Genomic DNA, 19,864 nt, shown 5'->3' on the forward strand with positions numbered 1-19,864 from the left:
CGGTTCCGCGCACTGTGCGGATTCGCTTGGCGGCGGTCAAGCGGTTGCGAAAACAATGGTTTCCGCAAAACTTCGTTCCCGACATCGCCAGCTCACTGGGTTGTATGGAAATTCAGGCCATGCCGGCATCGCCCGAATCTCCATACAACCTAAAACGTGCCGGCAAGCAGCAGCCCGCCGATGACGGCGATGTTGATCAAGAACGCATTGCGCAGCACCTGACGCTCCGGTTCCTCGCTCGCCCAAAAACGCAGCAGCATGAGGTTCGTCGCCAGCGTGAAGACGACCAGGGCGCCGGCAGCGAAGGGCCGGGCCATGCCAATGGCAAGCAGGAAACCCGCGATGATCTCGACCGCCGAACCGGCGGCCAGCATCAAGGTCGGGGCCGGAAATTTCTGGGTGGCCAGATAGTCGCGCATCGCCCCGAATTTCAAGAAATGCTCGATGCCCGCGAAGGTGAAGACGCCGCCGATGAGGAGAGCGCCAAGCGCTTGAACGATTTGAACAGGCATGGCGGCCTCCTCTCTACGGCGTGTTTTGCTCCGCTCAGTCCTCGGGGACGAAGGCGGGGTTGTAGACGACCTCCCACAGATGATCGTCGGGATCCTGGAAGTAGCCGGCATAGCCGCCCCAGAAGGTCTTTTGCGCCGGCTTGACCAAGCGCGCACCGGCCTTGACGGCCTCGGCCATCACGGAGTCGACCTCGGCCTCGCTGCCGACATTGTGGCCGATGGTGAGCTCGGTCGGGCTGCGGCCGCTTTGCGGCACTGTGGCATCCCAGGCGATGTTGGCGCGCTCGTAGATCGCCAATTTCAGGCCGCCGGCGAGTTCGAAAAAGGCGACGGCGCCATGCTCGAATTCCCGGCCGATGATACCTTCGGTCGGCAGGCCGAGACCGTCGCGATAGAATTTGAGGGAGGCTTCCAGATCGTCGACGCCGATCGTCAATACGGTGATGCGAGCTTTCATTTCTCTCACTCCTTTCTATATTCGTGACCACAGTCGCAAACGGACGCGGTCCGATGCGAGCGCGTGAAGCGCCGTGAAGTTCGTCCGTTTTGCCATGGATGACGTGGCCGGCATTGAATATTTCGGCCAAAATGACCGTCACACCGATCCGGCAACTCCCGCTGGAGCAGATCGGAGAGAGAATGGAACCGGTCCTGGCGCAGACAACCGGCTTCTTTCGCGAGCGGCCCGTCGCCGGCGGCCTGGCCGATGCCTTCTCAGCTGTCTGGATCCACCGCATGGACGAGCGCGCCGTTCCACCCATCGTCATCACGCCGGACGCGACCATCGACCTGCAATGGATCGACGGCCGCTTTCGCGTGGCCGGCCCGGACAAGGATCCGCAGATCGAGCGGCCGGCCGCGGGCGCGGTGATCGTCGGTTTCCGCTTCCGTCCGGGCGCCGCCGCCGGCTGGCTGGGGGTGCCGGCCAGCGAGATCGTCGGCGGACGGCTGGATCTCAGCGAATTGTGGGGCACGCGCTGCCGGGAGCTTTCCGACCGCATCAGACCGACACCCAACCTTGCCGATCTGCTTCGTCACCTGGAAGAGGCGATCGGAGCGCGGACGGAAGGACGCAGAGCGCTCGACCCGCAGATGGGCCGGGCCTTCGACGTCATCCACAAAGGTCTGCTGCCGGAAACGCCGCTGGTTCCGTTCCTGCAGCGCCAGCTGCATATGAGCGAACGGACGCTGCGCCGGCGCTTCGAGGACGCCTTCGGCTATGGCCCGAAGACGCTCGACCGCATCCTGCGCTTCCACCGTTTCCGGCGCCTGCAACGGCAGCAGGGCGAAGCCTCGACCGCGCTGCTCGCTATCGAGGCCGGCTATGCAGACCAGGCGCATCTGATCCGCGAAAGCCGGCGGCTGACCGGCGTGACGCCTGCCGCGCTGGCTTGAGCGAATGCAGGCGCCCTACTCGCCTGCCAGCCAATCGAGCGTCCAACGCGACGGCTGCCGGACGGCGAGCGCTCTGTGCAGCACCGGCAGCATCAGCCGCAATTCGCTCTCCAGCGTATAGGGCGGATTGACCACCACCAGCCCGCTGCCGTCGAGGCTGGGCTCGTCCGAAGCGGGCCGGATCTCGAAGGCGATGTCGAGCAGCTTCGGAATGCCTGTCTCCTTCAGCGCCGCGCGGAAGGCCGTCACCGCCTTGCGATCCTTGATCGGGTACCAGAGCGCGTAGATGCCGCCCGGCCAGCGCCGATGCGCCTTCTGCAGGCCTTCGACGAGCCTCAAGAACTCGCCCTCCTCCTCGAAGGGCGGATCGATGAGGACGAGGCCGCGCTTTTCCTTTGGCGGCAGTTGCGCGCCGAGCGCCAGCCAGCCGTCGAGCTCGATCACCCTTGCCTGGAAATCGCCGGCGAAGACAGATTTCAGCCGCGCGGCATCCTCGGGGTGCAATTCGATCGCCGTCAGCCGGTCCTGGCTGCGCAGGAGATGGCGCACGATCAGCGGCGAGCCGGGATAGTGCTTGAGGCCGCCGTCGACATTTTGCGCGCGCACCGCTTCCAGATAGGGCTGAAGCAGCGCCGCCGCCTGCGGCTCCAGCGTCGCCTCGGCCAGCCGGCCGATGCCGGCCTGCCATTCGCCGGTCTTGCCGGCTTCCACCGAGGCGAGATCGTAGCGGCCGATGCCGGCATGGGTGTCGATGACGCGGAAGGCCTTGTCCTTCTGCTTGAGATATTCGACGAGGCGCGCGAGCACGGCATGCTTGACGACATCGGCGAAATTGCCGGCGTGGTAGGCGTGGCGATAGTTCATGCGCGCTTACCTCTAGAGAGCATGATGTCGACCGAAAACGGCTTCACACTTTTCGGCATCATGTTCGTGGCGAACCGTTGCGGCCCCAGCGCGGCGGCGGCTGCGAATTGGGATTTTGCGGATGGCCATCGCCGCGGCGCCCGAAGACCAGCGACAGCGCCAGTCCGGCAAGGCCGACGCCCATCAGCGTATAGCCGGCCGGCTGCGCGCGTTCGTCGATCGAGCCGGTGCCGGCGCGCAGGATGAGATCGACCGCGCGCATGTCGATGCCGTCGGCATCGCCCGGGCCGACGGTGAAGACGTAAGATCCAGGCGTGACTCTATCGATGACGCCGGCCCCGTCGCGAAAGATCTTGTCGGGTAGCTGCGGGCTGGCCTGGCGCGGGTTGTCGGTGTGGTTGAAGGAGAGCGCCGAGGTCAGCGCCGTGCGGCCGCCATTTGCCGCGGTCAGCGTCAGCACCGTACGCTGCTGGCCTGCGACCCGTTCGGCCCGCGCGGTCAGATCGACCAGCACCCTTACCGGGGCATCGCTTGCAGCAAGCTGCACGGTGACGGGCCGGAAGCGGCCGCCCTCATAGACGCGATACGTGCCGATCGCATGGCCGGAAAAATTGCTCATCGCCCAGGGATAGAAGATGCCGATGGCGGCACCGGCGATGAGGAGCAGGACACAGAGGAAGCGCATTCAGAGCCTTGGTTTTCCGGGGCGAGAGCGCCGCTATTTTTTGGCGGGTTCATCTCGCGCAGCTTCGCGGACCCGCTCCATCTCGTCCAGAAACATTTCCAGGCCAAGCTCGAAAGTCTTGTCGAAACCGGCGGGGCCGAAATAGGCGCCGGCCTTCATGACGTTAGGATAATCGCGCGCCAGTTCCTCATTGCTTACGGTGGTGACCGCCGAAGGTCCCTTGGCGTAGCCGGCCGTCTCGTCGAGGATCGCGCCCATCAGATAATAGCTGGCGGCGCGGAACAGGCGGGCGCTGAGCTCGGGGCCGAAGCCGCCATCCTCGAACAGGCCGATGATGGCGTTGAGCTTGGCGAGGCAGGGCGGCGAGTTCATGCGGTAGACGACGATAAAGGGCGCGAAGGCCGGGTGCTCGGTGGCGACGCGTCGGAACTCCTGCATGCCGATGCGGGCCCGCTCGCGCCAAGGCCGGCTGTCATCGGGAATGACAAGCCCGCTCATCTGGCGATCGACCAGCGCCTCATAGAGATGCGCCTGCGAAGGGAAGTGGTGGTAGATGCTCATCGCCTCGCAGCCGAGCCTTGCGGCGAGCTTGCGCATCGAAAAGCCGGACAGCCCTTCCCGCTCCATCACCTCGAAGGCAGCATCCTCGATCATCTCGCGGGAGAGTTTTCCGCGGGTTCGCTTTTTTTTGCCCGATGCATCCATGGCCGCGCTTGACAACTTACACTGTAAGGTTCATCTTCCACACACCTTACATCGTAAGGCTAGCAAAAACCAGAGGAGAACATCATGTCGGTCATTCGCATCGTCTCAACCGTGCATTTCTGCCTTCGTTCCGCCTCGCTCATCGCCGCCGCGGGCGTGTTTGCCGCCGTGCTTGGGTCCACGCCTGCCCGGGCCGACGACTATGACGCCGCCCTCAAGGACGTCCAGTCGACGATGGGCGGTGTGCCGAGCTTCCTCAAACAGTTCCCGAAAGCCGGTCTGCCCGGCGCTTGGGCCGAGGTCAAGGCCATCGAGCTCAGCGACAAGACGGCGCTGACGCCGAAGGAGAAGTCGCTGATCTCGCTGGCGGTCGCGGCGCAGATCCCCTGCAGCTACTGCATCTGGTCGGACACCCAGAACGCCAAACACGCCGGCGCCACCGACGAGGAGATCCAGGAAGCCGTCGCCATGGCGGCGCTGACGCGCCACTGGAGCACCATCTTCAACGGCATGCAGGTCGATTTCGACCAGTTCAAGAAAGAGATGGGCGGAGAATAAAACTTATCCCGTCAAAGCGGGCGGGCGCGACGCCCGCCCGCTTTTTTGCCGCCCCGATCGCTGCTCCAACCAAGCTTGTGGATTCGCCGCCGCCGCTGCTCTATAGGAACAGCGCCTTGAAAAAGCCGGCGCTGATCCGACATCGGACCGGCTCCGGCCGGGCCGGCATTCGAGAGTTGCCCCTTTGCTGGCCTTCGGATGGCGCTTCCGCCGCAACCGGGCGGCGCGTTGGAGACCTGTTTGAAGCGAGCGATATCAATAATCGTCACCCTGGCGCTGCTGGCATGGCTTGCCAGCGACCAGCGCTGGAAGATGGTGGGCGATGCCTTCGCCTCCATCACGCCAGGCGCCTTCGTGGCGGTCGCGGCGGCGCTGTTCGTCACCTATGTGCTCAGGGCGCTGCGTGTCTGCGACGAGTTCCGCGACGATGTGAACGGCCGCTTCGGCGCCACGCTTCGCATCATCCTGATCCACAACGCGATGATCAACATCGTGCCGTTCCGCGGCGGCGAGACGGCCTTCCCGATCCTGTTGCGCCAGGTGTTCGGCGTATCGATTGTGCGCGCCAGCGCTTCGCTTCTGTGGTTCAGGCTGCAGGACGCCTTCGTCGTCGGCGTGCTCGCCTGCCTCGTCTGGCCGGGCCTGCATCCGGCGCTTAGGGCCGCCGGCATCGCGCTACTGATCGCCGCCGCATGGTACCTCCCGCGCTGGGCGCGCGCGCCGCACAATTGGACGACGGGCGGCAGGATCGTTTCGAAACTCGGCAAATTGCGCGACATCTTCACCGAGGCGACGGGGCGCTCGCGCTACGGCTGGTGGTGGACGATCGCCAACTGGGCGCTGAAGCTCGGCGTGCAGGGCTGGCTGCTCGCCATGCTGCTCGGTACCTCGTTCCAGACCGCCTTTCCGGGCGCCGTCGGCGCGGAGGCAGCCGCGATCCTGCCGGTGCAGGGCGTCGCCGGCTTCGGCACCTATGAGGCGGGCGCCGCGGCGGCGCTGCTCTATTCCGGCGTCGCGATGAAGGACGGCCTGCAGGCGGCGCTCGCGCTGCATCTCTTCATCCTGTGCTCGGCGGTCGCGACCGGTGCGATCGCCTGGCTGTTTCCCTCGAAAGCGACGCAGCCCGAAACCCCGGTCGCGGGACCGGCAAGGAAATGACCGCCATGAATGTGCTTCCCATTCCGGCCTTCGGATTGCCCGAGGGCGCCGTCATGCCCGAGCACAAGCTCTCCATCGTCATCCCGATGTACAACGAGGCCGACAATGTCGAGCCGCTGCTTGTCCGCATCCACCAGGCGATGGAGAGCTACAGCCAGCCCTGGGAAGTGGTGCTGGTCGACGACGGCAGCACGGATGCCACGCCCGCCGAGATCCACCGGCTCGCGGCTCAGTACGGGCCGCATGTCCATGGCGTGGAACTGGTGCGCAACTACAAGCAGACCGCCGCCATGCAGGCCGGTCTCGACGCCGCGCGCGGCGACGTCATCGCGACGCTCGACGGCGATCTGCAGAACGATCCGTTCGACATTCCGCGCATGGTCTATCGCCTGCTGACCGAGGATCTCGACCTCGTCGCCGGCTGGCGCAAGGACCGCAAGGAAGGGTTCTGGATGCGGCGCCTGCCCTCGCGCATCGCCAACAGGCTGATCGCGCGCGTCACCGGTGTTAAGCTCAAGGACTATGGCTGCAGCCTGAAGGTGTTCCGTGGCAGCGTCATCCGCAGCGTCCGGCTCTATGGCGAAATGCACCGCTTCATCCCGGCCTGGCTGGCGACGGTGACCACGCCGCGCCGCATCGCCGAGGAGGTGGTGACGCATCACGCGCGCATTCACGGCCAGTCGAAATACGGCATCTCGCGCACCTTCCGCGTGGTGCTGGACCTCGTCTTTATGTTCTTCTTCCTGCGCTATCGCACAAGGCCCGGCCATTTCTTCGGCGGCATCGGCATCGTGCTCGGCGTGCTCGGCTCGCTGATCCTTGCCTACCTCTTCGCGATCAAGGTTTTCTGGGGGCAGGATATCGGCACAAGGCCGATGCTGATCACCGGCTTCTTCCTGGTGATTGCGGGGCTGCAGGCGGTGACGTCGGGCGTGCTCGCCGAGATGCTGTCGCGGGTCTATCTCGAGGCCAACGGCGCGCTCGCCTATGTGGCGCGGCCGCAGCCCGCGCATGGCGAGGGCGACGGCTGGCATTGGCCGAGCAAGCCGGCGACCGAAAAGGCGAAGCCGCGCCGGAAATGACCCGGTCGGCGCCGCAGGCGCATTCCCCGCTGCATGAGCTTCGCCCTATCTGGCCAAAAAGCGATCGATAGCGACGTTCGCAAATACAGCACTTGCGGATCATCGCTTCCGGAGGAATCCCGCCACCGCCCCCACGAACTCCGCCGGGCGCTCGACATTGAGCAGGTGAACGCCGGGCAGAAGCAGAAGTTCGGCACCAGGGATTGCGGCCGCGATCGCCTCGCTGTGGCTCGCCAGCGTCACCTTGTCGTCCTTGCCGCCGATGACCAGCGTCGGCGCGACGATCAGGGAAATCGGGCGGCGCAGATCGGCGTCGCGGACTGCGGCGAAACATCCCGCGAGGCCTTGCGGCGACATAGCGAGGATCGCGGCATGGAATTCTTCGACGGTCTCGTTTCGGCCGGCAAGCATCGAGGGCGGAAACCAGTTGCGCATGAACATGTCCGCAGTGGCCGCGAGGTCGCCGGTTGAAAGCACGTTGCGTATCTGCTCGTCGAAATAGGACGCCGGGCCGAGATGCGGCGAGGTGTTGGAGAGGATCAGACGCTCGATGCGTTCCGGCGCATGGATGCCCAGCCACTGGCCGACGAAACCGCCGAGCGACAGGCCCAGGAAATGCACGCGGGCAAGTCCGAGGAAATCGAGCAGTTCCAGCACGTCGCGGCCGAGGCGATCGAGCGAATAGGCGCCGGCCGGGGCATCGGAGCCGCCATGGCCGCGAAAATCATAGCGTAGCACACGGAAGGATCCGGCGAGTTCCGGAACCTGGCCGTCCCACATATGGAACGTCGTGGCGATGGAGTTGGAGAGCATCAGCACCGGACGATCTTCCGGGCCGTCCAGCCTGCAAGCGATGCGGGCGCCATCGCCCGCCGTGAAGTGAAGTGTGTCGGCCATCTCCGCTCCTCATTCTTTCAGCGCGCTCGCGCGATTTTCGATGAGGCAAAGCTAGGCGTGGCAACTATCGAAGAAAATTACTATGATCTGACAATCTCTGTAGGATTCTTCGACCATGGAAAGCGTGAAGCTTCACGATCTCAGATGTTTCGACGCGGTCGCTACCCAGGGCAGCTTTCAGGCCGCGGCCAAGGCCCTTCACCGGACGCACCCTTCCGTCTTCGCCGCGGTGGCGCGGCTGGAGGAGCAGCTCGGCCTGACGCTGCTCAACCGCGGCGGATATCGGGTGAACCTGACCGAGGAAGGCCGCCTTTTCCACCGCCGCGCACAGTTGGCGTTGCGCGAAGTCGAGCATCTGAAAGACTATGCCGGCCAGCTCGCGAGCGGCGAGGAAACCGTGCTGCGCGTCGTCATGGGTGACGTCTGCCCCCGGCCGAGCATGCTCGGCCTGCTCAGCCGCTTCTTCGCCGAGCAGCCGCGCACGCGCCTGCATCTCGACTACGAAGCAATTGGCGGGCCGGTCGAGCGATTGATGGACGGCGAAGCGGACCTCGTCTTCCACCGCGCCAACACCTCCGACCCGCATCTGGAACGAATCGATCTGTGCGAAGTCGCCTTCGTGCCGGTGGTGGCTCCGGATTTCCTCCCCTGCGAGGTCGGGTCCAATGTGACGCCGGAAATGATGCGGCCCTTCACCCAATGCGTGATCCGCGACACGGCGCGGCGCCCTTCATCGGAGAATTTCTTCGTCATCGACGGCGCGCATTCCTGCTCGGTACCGGACCATATGATGAAGAAGGAGCTGATCCTGCATGGGCTTGCCTGGGGCCACCTGCCGGAATGGCTGATCGAGGATGAGTTGCGTGACGGACGGCTGATCTCCATTGCCGGCCGGCATATTCCCGGCCGCACCGAAAGCGTGGCGGCGGTTCGGCGACGCGACAAGCCACACGGACCTGTGGCCGAGGCGCTGTGGCGGCATATTCGGGATAGCGAAGCGCTTCGGCGCTAAGCCTTGCGTTCCCAGCGCCGATCGGGCGCCTGCTGCCAGTAGGTCACGGCGTGTCCGGCTTCCTTCATCGTCTTCCAATGGCCGCGGGCGGCTTGGAGCTGTGCCGCGTCATGGCCGTCGAACAGGAAGACGGCGCGCTCATATCCCGATAGCTCGGGCGGGTTGGCGCCGTCGACGAGGAAACGGATCTGCGCCGCGTTCTGGTTGCCCTCGCCCGCGGTGAGCAGGATCGGCTGTTCGGCCGGATAGGCCTCGCGGTCGGTGGCATGCGCCAGGAAAGAATCGTCGCGGAAAGTCCACAGATGCTGGTCGAGCGCGTCGCGCCGCTCTTCCGTGCCGGTCTGCACCACAGCGCGCCAGCCACGCTCGAGGCTGCGCTCGAGCAGGCCGGGCAGCGCCTCCTCCAGCGTCGATTCGGTCAAATGGTAAAACAGGATGTCGGCCATCCCCTACCCTTCGTAGTGATCGCGCACCAGCCTATCGAGCAGCCTCACGCCGAAACCCGAGCCCCAGGACTGGTTGATCTCGCTCGACGGCGCGCCCATCGCGGTGCCGGCAATGTCGAGATGCGCCCAGGGCGTGTCCTTGACGAAGCGCTGCAGGAACTGCGCGGCGATGATGGCGCCGCCATATCGGCCGCCGATGTTCTTCATGTCGGCGTTCTTGGAATCGATCAGCTTATCGTATTCGGGGCCGAGCGGCATGCGCCAGACCCGCTCCTGGCTTGCTTGACCTGCGCCGAACAGCCGGCTGGCTAGCTCGTCATTGTTGGAGAACAGGCCGGCATAATGCTGGCCGAGCGCTACCATGATGGCGCCGGTCAGCGTCGCCAGGTTGATCATGAATTTCGGCTTGAAACGGTCGTTGGCGTACCAGAGCGCGTCGGCCAGAACGAGCCGGCCTTCCGCGTCGGTGTTCAACACTTCGATCGTCTGGCCCGACATCGAAGTGACGATATCGCCGGGGCGCTGGGCATGACCGTCGACGGCGTTCTCGACGAGGCCGATGACGCCGACGACATTGGCCTTGGCCTTGCGCGCGGCGAGCGCGTGCATCAGCCCGGTGACGGCGGCCGCTCCGCCCATGTCGCCTTTCATGTCTTCCATGCCCGAGGCCGGCTTCATCGAATTGCCGCCGGTGTCGAAGGTGACGCCCTTGCCGATGAAGGCAAGCGGCGCGTCCTTGGCCTTGCCGCCGTTCCAGCGCATCACCGCGATGCGCGCGCCGCGTGGCGAGCCCTGCGCGACGCCGAGCAGCGAGCCCATGCCGAGCTTCTTCATCTCTTTTTCAGCAAGGATCTCGACCTCGACGCCGAGTTGTTCCAGCGCCTTGACGCGCTCGGCGAATTCGACCGGCCCCAGCGCATTGGCCGGTTCGTTGACGAGCTCGCGCGCAAGCAGAACGCCGTCCACCAACGCTTCCTCGCCGGCGAAGGCCTTCTTCGCGGCCGCGGGGTCGGCGCAATGGATGGTTATCTTGGCCGGCTTTGCCGCCTCGGCCTTCTTGGCAGCAGCCCCCTTTGCATCAGCCCCCTTGGTATCAGTTTGCCCGTCTTCCTTGTCCTTCCTGGTCTTGTATTTATCGAAGGAATAGCTGCGCAGCAGGATGCCGGCGGCAAGGCTGGCCGCCTGGCGGCCGTCAGGCTGCAGATCGGGCAGATCAAGGACAATGGCCACCTCGGTCGCCTTGCGCAGCGAACTTGCAACGGTGCCGCCGAGCTTCAGCCAGGCATTGTCGTCGAGGTTTGAGACGTTGCCGGCGCCGATCGCCACGAGCCGGTCGACAGATGTTCCTTCCGGCGCCAGCACCTCGACCGAGCTTGCGAACTTGCCGGAAAAATCCGCGACCGGAAAGGCACGCGTAAGCGCGCCGGCCGGATCGCAGGCCTTCGCCGCCTCGCCGAGCCCGCCGCCGTCGGCGGCGAACAGGAAAACGCTGCCCTTTTTCGGCGCGACGAATTTGGCAAAGGAAATGGAGGGTCTCGGCGTCATCAGGTTCCTGCTTTCGGGGATAGCCGTGGGGTGTCGGCAAAGGTTTGGCAAGCGTGCGCGACATTTGGTCGTTTTCAGCCATTTGGCAAGACTTGGCCGAAATCGCTGTCTATATCAGCGCCACAATAGACAAAGGATTCGTCTCGGCGCGGCGTTAGCTTGCTGCCGTAACCTGCTGTTAACCATCGATGTTCTGCATTTCTTATTCATTGGCGCGGAGACTCCGCCGCGCCGGGGCACGCGGCATGGGGCGACAATCCGGAGCGAGCCGCCTATGACCCAGTTGTGCGCGCGTCGCCGGATCACTACTTTGTCGGCGGGCATGATGCCGTTCGGCAAAATCGAGAAAAGCCTTCATGAAGGTCGTTGAACGCTACATCATGCGCCGGGCGCTGACGATGTTCCTCGCCGCGCTGGCTTGGACGCTGGCGATCGTGTGGACAACGCAGGTGCTGGCCAAGATCGACCTCGTCACCGACAACGGCCAATCGGCGCTGACCTTCTTCGAGGTCGCGGCGCTCATCATCCCCTCCATCATCCCGATCGTGGTGCCGTTCGCCCTGGTGGTCGCGGTGGCGCAGACGCTGAGCGCCATGAACACCGATTCGGAGCTGGCCGTGCTCAGCGCCGCGGGCGCCTCGCGCTGGACGATCGCGCGGCCGATCCTGCTGCTCGCGGCTTTTGCTTGCGCCTTTTCCTTCATCGTCGACAACGCGATAGACCCTTATGCCAGGCAGAAGAACCGCCAGCTGGTGGCGGCTTCGCGCGCCGACCTCGTGTCGCTGATCATCCAGGAAGGCACGTTCCGCAAGATCGACGACGGTCTCTACCTGCAGGTCGGCGAACGGCTTCCCGGCAACCGGCTGGGCGGCATCTTCGTCGCCGATTCGCGCGAGGAAGGCGCCAGCCTCACCTACTACGCCAAGACCGGCAGCATCGTCGAAAAGGGCGACGAGAAGGTGCTGATGATGAATGACGGCGTCATCAACCGCAAATCGGTGACCGGCGACCTTTCCGTCATACGCTTCACCTCTTACGCCTTCGACATGTCGGCCTTCATGTCGGCGGCGAACGAGATCACGCTTTTGCCCAAGGACCGCACGACGGCGTATCTGCTCAACCCGGATCCCAACGACAAGATGTTCCAGCGAGAACCGGGCAGCTACCGTGCGGAGCTCAACCAGCGCTTCGCCGAATGGTCCTATTCGCTGGTGTTCGCGCTGATCGCGCTTGCGGTGGCGGGCGACGCGCGCTCGCATCGCGAAGCGCGCATCAATCCGCTGATCACGGCAATCGCGATCGCGCTTTTCGTGCGATGGCTGGGCTTCTTCGCCGCCGGTAAAGCCGACAAGGTCTGGTACTATGTCTACCTGCTCTACGGCATACCGCTCATCGCTTCCGCGGTTTCGATCTGGTTCATCGTCTCGTCCCGCACCATGGAATTGCCGGTCAGCTGGGCGGACTGGCTGACGGGCCTTGCCAAGCGCGCCGGCGAAAACTGGACGACATTCAAGCTCTGGCTCGCCCGGCGCACTTCGGGCCAGGGAGCCTGACCATGGGCTGGACGCTGGGCCGCTATTTCTTCTTCCGCTACGTCTCGATCACGTTCTGGTTCTTCCTGGGCCTGCTGGCGCTGGTGTTCTTGATCGACTTTACCGAGCTTTCCGGCCGCACGACCGGGCTGCCCGGCTTCACCTACGGCATAGCCTTCGCCATTTCGGCGCTCAGGATGCCGATGATCATGCTGCAGACGGTGCCGTTCGTCGGGCTGTTCTCGGCGATGGCGACGCTGGTGTCGCTCAACCGCCGCTATGAGCTGGTCATCGCGCGTTCGGCAGGCGTCTCAGCCTGGCAATTCCTGTTCCCCTGCTGCGTCGGCGCGCTGATGTTCGGCGTGCTGTCGGTCGCCATCATCAACCCGATCGCGGCGCATGGCTTTTCCTGGTCCGAGCAGATGGAGAACGACCTCAGGGCCGGCAAGTCGAATGCGGTCACGACCAACGTCACGCCGTGGCTCAGGCAAAAGACCGAATCGGGCGACACCATCATCGGCGCCCGCGCCATCCTCAACCAGGGGCTGGAGATGGCGGATGCGGTGTTTTTCATCCTCGGCCCTCAGGGCGACATCGCGGAGCGCAAGGATGCCGCCAAGGCCTTCCTGCGCGACGGTTACTGGGAATTGCAGGACGTCAAGGTCTTCAAGGGCGGCAATATCCAGGCGCTGTCGTCGGACAAGGTGCCGACCAATCTCAAGCCGGAATTCGTGCAGGAGCGCCTGGCGCGCCCGGAAACCATCCCCTTTTACGAGCTGCCGCGCAAGATCGAGGTTGCCCGTTCCTTCGGGCTCAAGGCAAACGCCTTCGCCATGCAATTTGATTCGCTGGTGGCGTTGCCGTTTCTTCTGATCGCCATGACGCTGATTGCTGCAACGGTTTCAATGCGATTTGCGCGAATGGGGCAGTCGGCAACGATGATTCTGGGTGGCGTCGTGGCCGGCTTTCTGCTTTATGTCGTTTCGGTACTGGTCAAGGCATTCGGTGTAGCCGGATTCGTGCCTACGGTGGTGGCTGCATGGGTTCCGGTTGTCGTGGCTATGTTCTTTGGGGTGACGTTTCTGCTATACAAGGAAGACGGCTAGTGAGGGAGGCGGTTTTGCGCAGCCATAGGCAGGCCGGTTTGGCACGCCTCTATGGGGCGACCGCTTTGGCATGCCTGTTCGCTTGTGCGGTGCCGACGGCACCCGCGCTGGCGCAGCAGGTTACTGCCAAGCCCGTCCCGTCCGGCACGCAGATGCTGCTGGCCGCCGATACGCTTGTCTATGACAACGACAAGCACACGGTGACGGCCGTCGGCGGCGTGCAGATCGATTATGGCGGCAACAAGCTGGTCGCCCAGCGTGTGGTCTATAATCGCGACACCAAGCGCCTCGTCGCCAGCGGTGCCGTTGAGCTGATCAACAGCGACGGCACCAAGGTCAATTCCGACCATATCGACATCACCGACGATTTCGCCGACGGTTTTCTCAACGCGTTGCGCGTCGAGACGATTGACAAGGCTTATTTCGCCGCCGAGAGCGCCGAGCGCATGGGCGGCGTGCTCACCACCTTCCACAACGGCGTCTACACCGCCTGCGAGCCTTGCGAGGACAAGCCGGACAAAGCGCCGACCTGGCGCGTCAAGGCGCGAAAGATCATCTGGAACGGCGAGAAGAAGACCGTCCGCTTCGAGAACTCGAATTTCGAATTCTTCGGCTTTCCGCTTGCCTACCTGCCGGCCTTCGAGATCGCCGACCCGACGGTGAAGCGCAAGAGCGGCTTCCTGATCCCCGGCATCGTCTACAACAACCATCTCGGCGTCGGCGTCAAAGTCCCCTATTATTTCGCCCTGTCTCCGACCTATGACCTGACCGTCACCGGCAGCGGCTATACCAAGCAGGGTTTCCTCGGCGAGGCCGAGTGGCGCCAGCGCTTCAACAACGGCCAGTACACGCTGAAGATCGCCGGCATCAATCAGCAGGATCCCGACGCGTTCATCGATTCCGCCGGCCGTAACGTGAATTCGGGGCCTGCCAACGATCCGAACAAGTTCCGTGGCATGATGGGCACCAAGGGCCAGTTCGCCATCAACGAGCGCTGGGATTTCGGCTGGGACGTGCTGCTGCAGACCGACAAGAATTTTTCGCGCACCTATAACATCGAAGGCTATAGCGACCTCGTCCACCAGTCGTCGATCTATCTGACGGGCTTGAGCGACCGCAATTACTTCGACGTTCGCGCCATGCGCTTCGAGGTGCAGGAGGACACGCTTTCCAGCGATCCAACGGCGCGCTCCGCCAAGCAGCCCTGGGTGCTGCCGTCGCTCGACTATGCCTATATTCCCGACACGTCGGTGGCCGGCGGCCAGTTGTCGTTCAACGTCAATACGCGCGTCATCAGCCGCAACCGGCTGGACGCGGTGCTCGCAAACCCCGCTGTCGCCACTTCCATCAACAATGTGCGAGGTATCGAAGGCGAGTCCAGCCGGCTGAGCGCGGAAGCCGAGTGGAAGCGCACCTTCACCACCGATGGCGGCCTGCAGCTGACTCCGTTGCTGGCGTTCCGCGGCGACGCCGGTTATGTCAACGCCAATTCGGCTTCGCTCGCCGCCGTCAACCAGATGGGGACGAATCTCGGCGAAGATGTCGACATGCGCTCCTCGCTTGCCCGCTACATGGCGACCCTTGGCCTCGAGGCGCGTTGGCCGCTCCTGTTCTCGATGGCGAACTCCAGCCATATCCTGGAGCCGACGGCGCAGGTCTTCGTGCGTCCGAACGAGCAATATGTCGGCGGATTGGCCGTCCCCAACGAAGACGCGCAGAGCTTCGTCTTCGACGCCACGACGCTGTTCGAGAGGGATAAATTCTCCGGCTATGACCGGATCGAGGGCGGCACGCGCGCCAATGTCGGCTTCCGGTACTCGGGAGCCTATGACAATGGCTGGGCCACGAACGCCATCTTCGGCCAGTCCTATCAGCTCGCCGGCGAAAACTCTTTTGCTGCACCCGATCTCGTGAATGTTGGGGCCGAGTCCGGCCTGGACAAACGGAGCTCGGATTATGTCGGCCTTGTCGGCTTCAACAGCCCGAGCGGTTTCTCCGGCTCGCTGAGCGGGCGTTTCGACGAGCAGACTTGGGAGGTCAGGCGCGCCGAAGTGAAGGCTGCCTATTCCGGCCTGCCGATATCGCTCAGCGCCAAATATGCCTTCATCGAGGCGCAGCCGCTCTATGGCTTTGCCACCGACCGCCATGAGGTCACGCTCGGCGCCTCGACGCATCTGGCGCAGAACTGGCGGCTGTTCGGCACCGGCACCTATGACCTCGAGACACATGTGCTGGTCAAGGACGGCGTCGGCTTCGCCTATAACGATTCCTGCTTCACCTACATCATGACGTATTCGCAGACGCGCGACACCGTCACGAAGGAAGTGTCGCAGAACATCGGTTTCAACCTGTCGTTCCGCACGCTCGGCGATTTCGGTTCGTCAACAAGCGCGGTCGATACCGTCCAGTGACCTGGCGGCAGGCGCCCGGCCTCCGAGCCGTGCGTCGGCTGGGCGCTGATGTGGGCTTTGGTCTTGATTTGGAGCGTGTTCCTTCGAAAATGGGCCTGATTATCGGCGTCATGCGCCGGCGACATCGTTTCGCCGCATAAAATGGGCATGGGGTCAAGTGCATCGCGCCGGCGTTCGGAGGACGCGCAGCGCCTTTCGCAGCGGGGAAATTGGAAGGTAAGATGAGGAAATACCTGTTTTCAGCGGGATTCGCGCTTCTGGTGGTGGCGGCCTCGGTTTCGGTCACGGCTGTCGTGCAGCCTGCTTTCGCCGCGGAGATCAAGTATGTCGTCAACGGCATCCCGATCACCTCCGGCGACATCGCGCACCGCGCCGCCTTCTTCAAGCTGCAGCATAAGAAAGGTGATGCCAAGGAAGAGATGATCGACCAGACGCTGCGGCTGGCCGAGGCAAAGCGGCTCGGAATCCGCATCTCCGATCAACAAGTCGAGGCCGCCTACCAGCGCTTCGCATCGGGCAACAAGATGCCGCTGGCGAAGCTCGACGCTATCATGGCGCAATCAGGCGTCACCAAGGAGCACTTCAAGGAATTCATCCGTGCCCAGATGGCCTGGAACCAGGCGCTCGGCGCGCGCTACCGCTCCGGCGAAGGCGGATCGGTGACCGAGCAGGACGCCGTGCGGCGCATGCTCGACAAGGGCGGCGCCAAGCCGACCGCGACGGAATACATGCTGCAGCAGGTGATCTTCGTGGTACCGGCTTCGGAGCGCTCCGCCACGCTCGCCAAACGCAAGCGCGAGGCCGATGCCATGCGTGCCCGCTTCAGCGGCTGCAACACCACGCGCGAGTTCGCCAAGGGCCTGCTCGATGTCACCGTGCGCGACCTCGGTCGCGTGCTGGCGCCGCAACTGCCGTCCGACTGGGCCGAGCAGATCAAGGCGACCAAGGTCGGCGGCGCGACGCCGACGCGCGAGACCGAACGCGGCGTCGAGTTCATCGGCGTCTGCTCCTCGCGCGAGGTCTCCGACGACAAGGCCGCGCAAATGGTGTTCCAGGCCGAAGGCAGCAACGACAAGGACGCCGACGAACTCAGCAAGAAATATGTCGCCGAGCTGCGCCAGAAGGCCAAGATCGTCGAACGCTAGAGCGACGGGCGTGTCTCGACACCGCAACAAGTCCACCTTCCGCCGATGCGTCAGCGGTCCGATCCGCGCGCTCGCATGAGCGGACAGAAGACCGATGCCCCGCTTGCGCTCAGCGTCGGCGACCCCTCCGGCATCGGACCCGAGATCGCCATTGCCGCCTGGCAGGCGGGCGACAGCGCCGGCGTGCCGCCCTTCTATCTCATTGCCGACCCCACTTTGATCGAAGCCCGCGCGCAGCTGGTCGGCGCGAATGTCACGATTGCCGAGACGCTGCCGGGGCAGGCAGCGCACTATTTTGCCCGGGCCCTCCCCGTTGTACCGCTCGATGCGCGCCATTTCGACAGCCCGGGAGAGCCGGACCCGGCCAATGCCGCCGGCACGATCGAAGCTATCGACCGTGCCGTTGCGGACTGCTTCGCTGGCCGCGCCGCGGCGATGGTCACCTGCCCGATCGCCAAGAAGCCGCTCTATGATGCCGGGTTTGGTTTTCCCGGCCACACCGAATATCTGGCGCATCTGGCCTCACGCCACACCGGCAGGGACGTGACGCCGGTGATGCTGCTGGCCGGACCGGATCTGCGCACCGTTCCGGTGACCATCCACATCGCTTTGGCCGACGTGCCTAAGGTGCTCACGACGGAGCTGATCGTCACGACCGCGCGCATCACCGCCGCCGATCTCAAGAGCCGTTTCGGCATCGCCCGGCCGAGGCTTGCGATCGCCGGGCTCAACCCGCATGCCGGCGAAGGCGGTGCGATGGGCTCCGAGGATGCCGCGATTGTCTCCCCGGCGGTCGAGATGTTGAAAGCGGAAGGCATCGACGCGGTCGGGCCGCTGCCGGCGGACACCATGTTTCATCCGCGTGCGCGCGCCTCCTATGACGCGGCGCTCTGCATGTATCACGACCAGGCGCTGATCCCGGCCAAGACCTTAGCCTTCGACGAGGCGGTGAACGTGACGCTTGGTCTGCCCTTCATCCGAACCTCGCCCGATCACGGCACCGCTTTCGACATCTCCGGCAAGGGCATAGCGCGCCCCGACAGCCTGATCGCCGCGCTGAGGCTGGCGCGCCGGCTGACCCACGGCGGACGGCGGGTCGCCGCCGCATGAGGCTCAATTGAACGGGCGCACCACGATCGACGGATTGCCGCCGCTGCGCGAAGTGATCGAGCGGCACGGCCTGCAGGCCAAGAAGGCGCTCGGGCAGAATTTTCTGCTCGACCTCAACCTGACGGGCAGGATCGCGCGCGCGGCCGGCGATCTCGGCGGGGCGACGGTGATCGAGGTCGGCCCAGGCCCCGGCGGGCTGACACGCGCACTGCTCTTCAATGGTGCGCATCGCGTGATCGCCATCGAGCGCGACGAGCGCTGCCTGGAGGCGCTGGCAGAGGTCTCCAGCCATTATCCTGGCCGGCTCGAGATCATTCCCGGCGATGCGCTGAAGACGGATTTCGCCGCACTTGCCGGCGGGGCGAATGGCGGGCCGGTGAAGATCGTTGCCAACCTGCCGTACAATATCGGCACCGAGCTTCTGATCCGCTGGCTGACCGTGGCCGACTGGCCGCCCTTCTACCAGTCGATGACGCTGATGTTCCAGCGCGAGGTGGCGGAGCGCATCACCGCGGGGCCGGGCAGCGACCCCTACGGCCGGCTCGGCGTCCTGGCGGGCTGGCGCACCGAGGCGAAGATCGCCTTCGACGTGCCGCCGCAGGCGTTCACGCCCGCGCCAAAGGTCACCTCCTCCGTCGTGCATCTGGTGCCACGCCCAGCTCCCCTGCCCGTGGACGCCAGAAAGTTGGGCCGCGTCACCGAGGCCGCCTTCGGCCAGCGCCGCAAGATGCTCAGGCAAAGCGTGAAGAGCCTGGGCGGCGAGGCGTTGCTGACGCGGGCCTGCATCGACCCGACGCGGCGGGCGGAGACGCTGAGCGTGGAGGAGTTCGTCAGGTTGACCAACGCGGTTTGATCGCGGACGCCTTACTGGAACACGGAAGCTGGCGCAATAGATAGCCACGGCGAACCCCAGCCAGGAGCATGCCATGCCCGTCTATGTCATTTCCGACGTTACGATCCGCGACCGAACTGCATTCGACACCTATCGGAACCGAGCCGCAGCCTCCATCGCTGCGTACGGCGGACACTACCTTGTCCGTGGCGGCGAAGTGGAAATCCTGGAAGGTAACTGGCAGCCCGGACCGCTGATCGTCGTCGAATTTCCCGATATCGACACCGCGCGACGCTGGTACCACTCTGACGAATACGCAGCCGCACTTGAGGTTCGCGACAAAGCGCTGAGCCGCAACCTCATTCTGGTCGATGGCATCAGGTTGTGAGGCGGTCAATTGCCCGAAAGCCGCGGCGTGATAGTATGCCCCCCTGAAAAACAAAATTGTCGCCTCTCGCCGGAGCAAGGACGCCAAAGGATTGAACAGCGACGAACGCAGGGCGTTGATCGGGGAAAAAGCTCGGCACAACGAAGCGTATGACGTGCGGTTTCGCGCCAAGGTTCAGCAAGCCCTCGACGACAGCCGGCCCGACGCTTCCGACGATCAGGCCAAGGTCCACTTTGCCGAGAGACGGGCGACGGCAGCGGGTACCAAGTGAGGATATCCTAGTCGACCTTTGCGTTTCGCGAGCCGCCACAGGTCGGCGCTGCCCCTCATCCGGCCCTTCGGGCCACCTTCTCCCCGTAAACGCAGGGCTGTCCGGGGAAAGAGAGGGGTGAATCGAAATGCCGCATGCGCATGCCCCGTAAGACGGCGGTTTTCCGTCTACCTTCTGGTTGTCGAGACTCAGAAAGGGACGGGGCATGCG

The 19,864-nt window shown here is 64.3% G+C and carries 21 protein-coding genes; 13 read left to right on the forward strand and 8 right to left on the reverse strand.

Annotation, left to right across the window (positions count from 1 at the left end; all coding sequences use genetic code 11):
* Window positions 1-149 precede the first annotated feature (149 nt).
* Window positions 150-512, reverse strand: a complete 363-nt coding sequence (locus LB565_RS28195; RefSeq protein ID WP_224589353.1) for a DoxX family protein — start codon at window positions 510-512, stop codon at window positions 150-152.
* Window positions 513-546: 34 nt separating this feature from the next.
* Window positions 547-969, reverse strand: coding sequence for a VOC family protein (locus LB565_RS28200; protein ID WP_224589354.1), 423 nt, complete (start codon window positions 967-969; stop codon window positions 547-549).
* A 182-nt stretch (window positions 970-1,151) separates the two neighbouring features.
* Between LB565_RS28200 and LB565_RS28205 the strand changes: the two genes are divergently transcribed.
* Window positions 1,152-1,907 carry an AraC family transcriptional regulator gene (locus LB565_RS28205; RefSeq protein WP_224589355.1) on the forward strand — a complete coding sequence of 252 codons (756 nt, stop codon included), beginning with the start codon at window positions 1,152-1,154 and terminating at the stop codon, window positions 1,905-1,907.
* Window positions 1,908-1,922: 15 nt separating this feature from the next.
* Here the strand turns inward: LB565_RS28205 and LB565_RS28210 are convergent, their stop codons facing one another.
* The 3 genes from LB565_RS28210 to LB565_RS28220 are packed head-to-tail and all read right to left on the reverse strand — an operon-like array spanning window position 1,923 to window position 4,110.
* Entirely contained in the window at window positions 1,923-2,771 is an 849-nt protein-coding gene (locus LB565_RS28210; RefSeq protein WP_224589356.1) for a 23S rRNA (adenine(2030)-N(6))-methyltransferase RlmJ, read from the reverse strand.
* Between the two features lie 58 nt (window positions 2,772-2,829).
* Window positions 2,830-3,456, reverse strand: a complete 627-nt coding sequence (locus tag LB565_RS28215) for a hypothetical protein (RefSeq protein ID WP_224589357.1) — start codon at window positions 3,454-3,456, stop codon at window positions 2,830-2,832.
* Between the two features lie 33 nt (window positions 3,457-3,489).
* A complete protein-coding gene (locus LB565_RS28220; RefSeq protein WP_224589358.1) occupies window positions 3,490-4,110 on the reverse strand; it encodes a TetR/AcrR family transcriptional regulator in 621 nt (206 codons plus the stop codon).
* Between the two features lie 135 nt (window positions 4,111-4,245).
* Between LB565_RS28220 and LB565_RS28225 the strand changes: the two genes are divergently transcribed.
* From LB565_RS28225 to LB565_RS28235, 3 genes are all read left to right on the forward strand, one after another.
* Entirely contained in the window at window positions 4,246-4,719 is a 474-nt protein-coding gene (locus tag LB565_RS28225; RefSeq protein WP_224589359.1) for a carboxymuconolactone decarboxylase family protein, read from the forward strand.
* Window positions 4,720-4,959: 240 nt separating this feature from the next.
* Entirely contained in the window at window positions 4,960-5,877 is a 918-nt protein-coding gene (locus LB565_RS28230; protein WP_224589360.1) for a lysylphosphatidylglycerol synthase domain-containing protein, read from the forward strand.
* Between the two features lie 5 nt (window positions 5,878-5,882).
* Entirely contained in the window at window positions 5,883-6,959 is a 1,077-nt protein-coding gene (locus LB565_RS28235; protein ID WP_224589361.1) for a glycosyltransferase family 2 protein, read from the forward strand.
* Window positions 6,960-7,058: 99 nt separating this feature from the next.
* Here the strand turns inward: LB565_RS28235 and LB565_RS28240 are convergent, their stop codons facing one another.
* Complete coding sequence (locus LB565_RS28240; RefSeq protein ID WP_224589362.1) at window positions 7,059-7,856, reverse strand: alpha/beta fold hydrolase; 798 nt, start codon at window positions 7,854-7,856, stop codon at window positions 7,059-7,061.
* Between the two features lie 115 nt (window positions 7,857-7,971).
* On the opposite strand from LB565_RS28240, the gene LB565_RS28245 reads away from it, so the two are divergent.
* Window positions 7,972-8,868, forward strand: a complete 897-nt coding sequence (locus LB565_RS28245) for a LysR family transcriptional regulator (RefSeq protein ID WP_224589363.1) — start codon at window positions 7,972-7,974, stop codon at window positions 8,866-8,868.
* On the opposite strand, the gene LB565_RS28250 is transcribed toward LB565_RS28245, so the two are convergent.
* Together LB565_RS28250 and LB565_RS28255 are read right to left on the reverse strand one after the other, a co-directional pair.
* Window positions 8,865-9,314, reverse strand: coding sequence for a DNA polymerase III subunit chi (locus LB565_RS28250; protein WP_224589364.1), 450 nt, complete (start codon window positions 9,312-9,314; stop codon window positions 8,865-8,867). The genes LB565_RS28245 and LB565_RS28250 overlap by 4 nt on opposite strands.
* A 3-nt stretch (window positions 9,315-9,317) precedes the next feature.
* The gene (locus LB565_RS28255) at window positions 9,318-10,859 is read right to left on the reverse strand and encodes a leucyl aminopeptidase (protein ID WP_224589365.1); all 1,542 of its coding nucleotides are present in this window, start codon (window positions 10,857-10,859) and stop codon (window positions 9,318-9,320) included.
* A gap of 356 nt (window positions 10,860-11,215) precedes the next feature.
* Here LB565_RS28255 and lptF point away from each other — a divergent pair, with 356 nt between their 5' ends.
* The 8 genes from lptF to LB565_RS28295 all read left to right on the forward strand — a co-directional run bounded on the left by lptF (window position 11,216) and on the right by LB565_RS28295 (window position 19,654).
* Complete coding sequence (lptF, locus tag LB565_RS28260; protein WP_224589366.1) at window positions 11,216-12,412, forward strand: LPS export ABC transporter permease LptF; 1,197 nt, start codon at window positions 11,216-11,218, stop codon at window positions 12,410-12,412.
* A 2-nt stretch (window positions 12,413-12,414) separates the two neighbouring features.
* Complete coding sequence (gene lptG / locus LB565_RS28265) at window positions 12,415-13,497, forward strand: LPS export ABC transporter permease LptG (protein WP_224589367.1); 1,083 nt, start codon at window positions 12,415-12,417, stop codon at window positions 13,495-13,497.
* Complete coding sequence (locus tag LB565_RS28270; RefSeq protein WP_224589368.1) at window positions 13,497-15,908, forward strand: LPS-assembly protein LptD; 2,412 nt, start codon at window positions 13,497-13,499, stop codon at window positions 15,906-15,908. Before lptG ends, LB565_RS28270 begins: the two co-directional genes overlap by 1 nt.
* A 221-nt stretch (window positions 15,909-16,129) precedes the next feature.
* Window positions 16,130-17,053: a SurA N-terminal domain-containing protein gene (locus tag LB565_RS28275; protein ID WP_224589369.1), complete on the forward strand. Its 924-nt coding sequence runs from the start codon at window positions 16,130-16,132 to the stop codon at window positions 17,051-17,053.
* Window positions 17,054-17,128: 75 nt separating this feature from the next.
* Window positions 17,129-18,163, forward strand: coding sequence for a 4-hydroxythreonine-4-phosphate dehydrogenase PdxA (gene pdxA, locus LB565_RS28280; RefSeq protein WP_224589370.1), 1,035 nt, complete (start codon window positions 17,129-17,131; stop codon window positions 18,161-18,163).
* A gap of 7 nt (window positions 18,164-18,170) precedes the next feature.
* Window positions 18,171-19,016 carry a 16S rRNA (adenine(1518)-N(6)/adenine(1519)-N(6))-dimethyltransferase RsmA gene (rsmA, locus tag LB565_RS28285; protein ID WP_224589371.1) on the forward strand — a complete coding sequence of 282 codons (846 nt, stop codon included), beginning with the start codon at window positions 18,171-18,173 and terminating at the stop codon, window positions 19,014-19,016.
* Window positions 19,017-19,089: 73 nt separating this feature from the next.
* Window positions 19,090-19,383 (forward strand): DUF1330 domain-containing protein, encoded by a 294-nt coding sequence (locus LB565_RS28290; RefSeq protein WP_224589372.1) that lies wholly within the window; start codon window positions 19,090-19,092, stop codon window positions 19,381-19,383.
* 91 nt (window positions 19,384-19,474) lie between these two features.
* Window positions 19,475-19,654 carry a hypothetical protein gene (locus tag LB565_RS28295; protein ID WP_224589373.1) on the forward strand — a complete coding sequence of 60 codons (180 nt, stop codon included), beginning with the start codon at window positions 19,475-19,477 and terminating at the stop codon, window positions 19,652-19,654.
* Window positions 19,655-19,864: the final 210 nt, after the last annotated feature.

The sequence above is a fragment of the Mesorhizobium sp. CA14 genome (assembly GCF_020165195.1).
GTDB lineage: Bacteria > Pseudomonadota > Alphaproteobacteria > Rhizobiales > Rhizobiaceae > Mesorhizobium.

What these genes read in the sequence shown, in the direction of transcription:
- pdxA (WP_224589370.1), top strand. Translation starts at nt 17,129, where the DNA reads ATGAGCGGACAGAAGACCGATGCCCCGCTTGCGCTCAGCGTCGGCGAC.
- LB565_RS28245 (WP_224589363.1), top strand. Translation starts at nt 7,972, where the DNA reads ATGGAAAGCGTGAAGCTTCACGATCTCAGATGTTTCGACGCGGTCGCT.
- LB565_RS28210 (WP_224589356.1), bottom strand. Translation starts at nt 2,771, where the DNA reads ATGAACTATCGCCACGCCTACCACGCCGGCAATTTCGCCGATGTCGTC.
- LB565_RS28220 (WP_224589358.1), bottom strand. Translation starts at nt 4,110, where the DNA reads ATGATCGAGGATGCTGCCTTCGAGGTGATGGAGCGGGAAGGGCTGTCC.
- LB565_RS28250 (WP_224589364.1), bottom strand. Translation starts at nt 9,314, where the DNA reads ATGGCCGACATCCTGTTTTACCATTTGACCGAATCGACGCTGGAGGAG.
- LB565_RS28235 (WP_224589361.1), top strand. Translation starts at nt 5,883, where the DNA reads ATGAATGTGCTTCCCATTCCGGCCTTCGGATTGCCCGAGGGCGCCGTC.
- LB565_RS28275 (WP_224589369.1), top strand. Translation starts at nt 16,130, where the DNA reads ATGAGGAAATACCTGTTTTCAGCGGGATTCGCGCTTCTGGTGGTGGCG.
- LB565_RS28200 (WP_224589354.1), bottom strand. Translation starts at nt 969, where the DNA reads ATGAAAGCTCGCATCACCGTATTGACGATCGGCGTCGACGATCTGGAA.
- lptG (WP_224589367.1), top strand. Translation starts at nt 12,415, where the DNA reads ATGGGCTGGACGCTGGGCCGCTATTTCTTCTTCCGCTACGTCTCGATC.
- LB565_RS28225 (WP_224589359.1), top strand. Translation starts at nt 4,246, where the DNA reads ATGTCGGTCATTCGCATCGTCTCAACCGTGCATTTCTGCCTTCGTTCC.
- LB565_RS28195 (WP_224589353.1), bottom strand. Translation starts at nt 512, where the DNA reads ATGCCTGTTCAAATCGTTCAAGCGCTTGGCGCTCTCCTCATCGGCGGC.
- lptF (WP_224589366.1), top strand. Translation starts at nt 11,216, where the DNA reads ATGAAGGTCGTTGAACGCTACATCATGCGCCGGGCGCTGACGATGTTC.
- LB565_RS28215 (WP_224589357.1), bottom strand. Translation starts at nt 3,456, where the DNA reads ATGCGCTTCCTCTGTGTCCTGCTCCTCATCGCCGGTGCCGCCATCGGC.
- LB565_RS28205 (WP_224589355.1), top strand. Translation starts at nt 1,152, where the DNA reads ATGGAACCGGTCCTGGCGCAGACAACCGGCTTCTTTCGCGAGCGGCCC.
- LB565_RS28240 (WP_224589362.1), bottom strand. Translation starts at nt 7,856, where the DNA reads ATGGCCGACACACTTCACTTCACGGCGGGCGATGGCGCCCGCATCGCT.
- LB565_RS28255 (WP_224589365.1), bottom strand. Translation starts at nt 10,859, where the DNA reads ATGACGCCGAGACCCTCCATTTCCTTTGCCAAATTCGTCGCGCCGAAA.
- LB565_RS28290 (WP_224589372.1), top strand. Translation starts at nt 19,090, where the DNA reads ATGCCCGTCTATGTCATTTCCGACGTTACGATCCGCGACCGAACTGCA.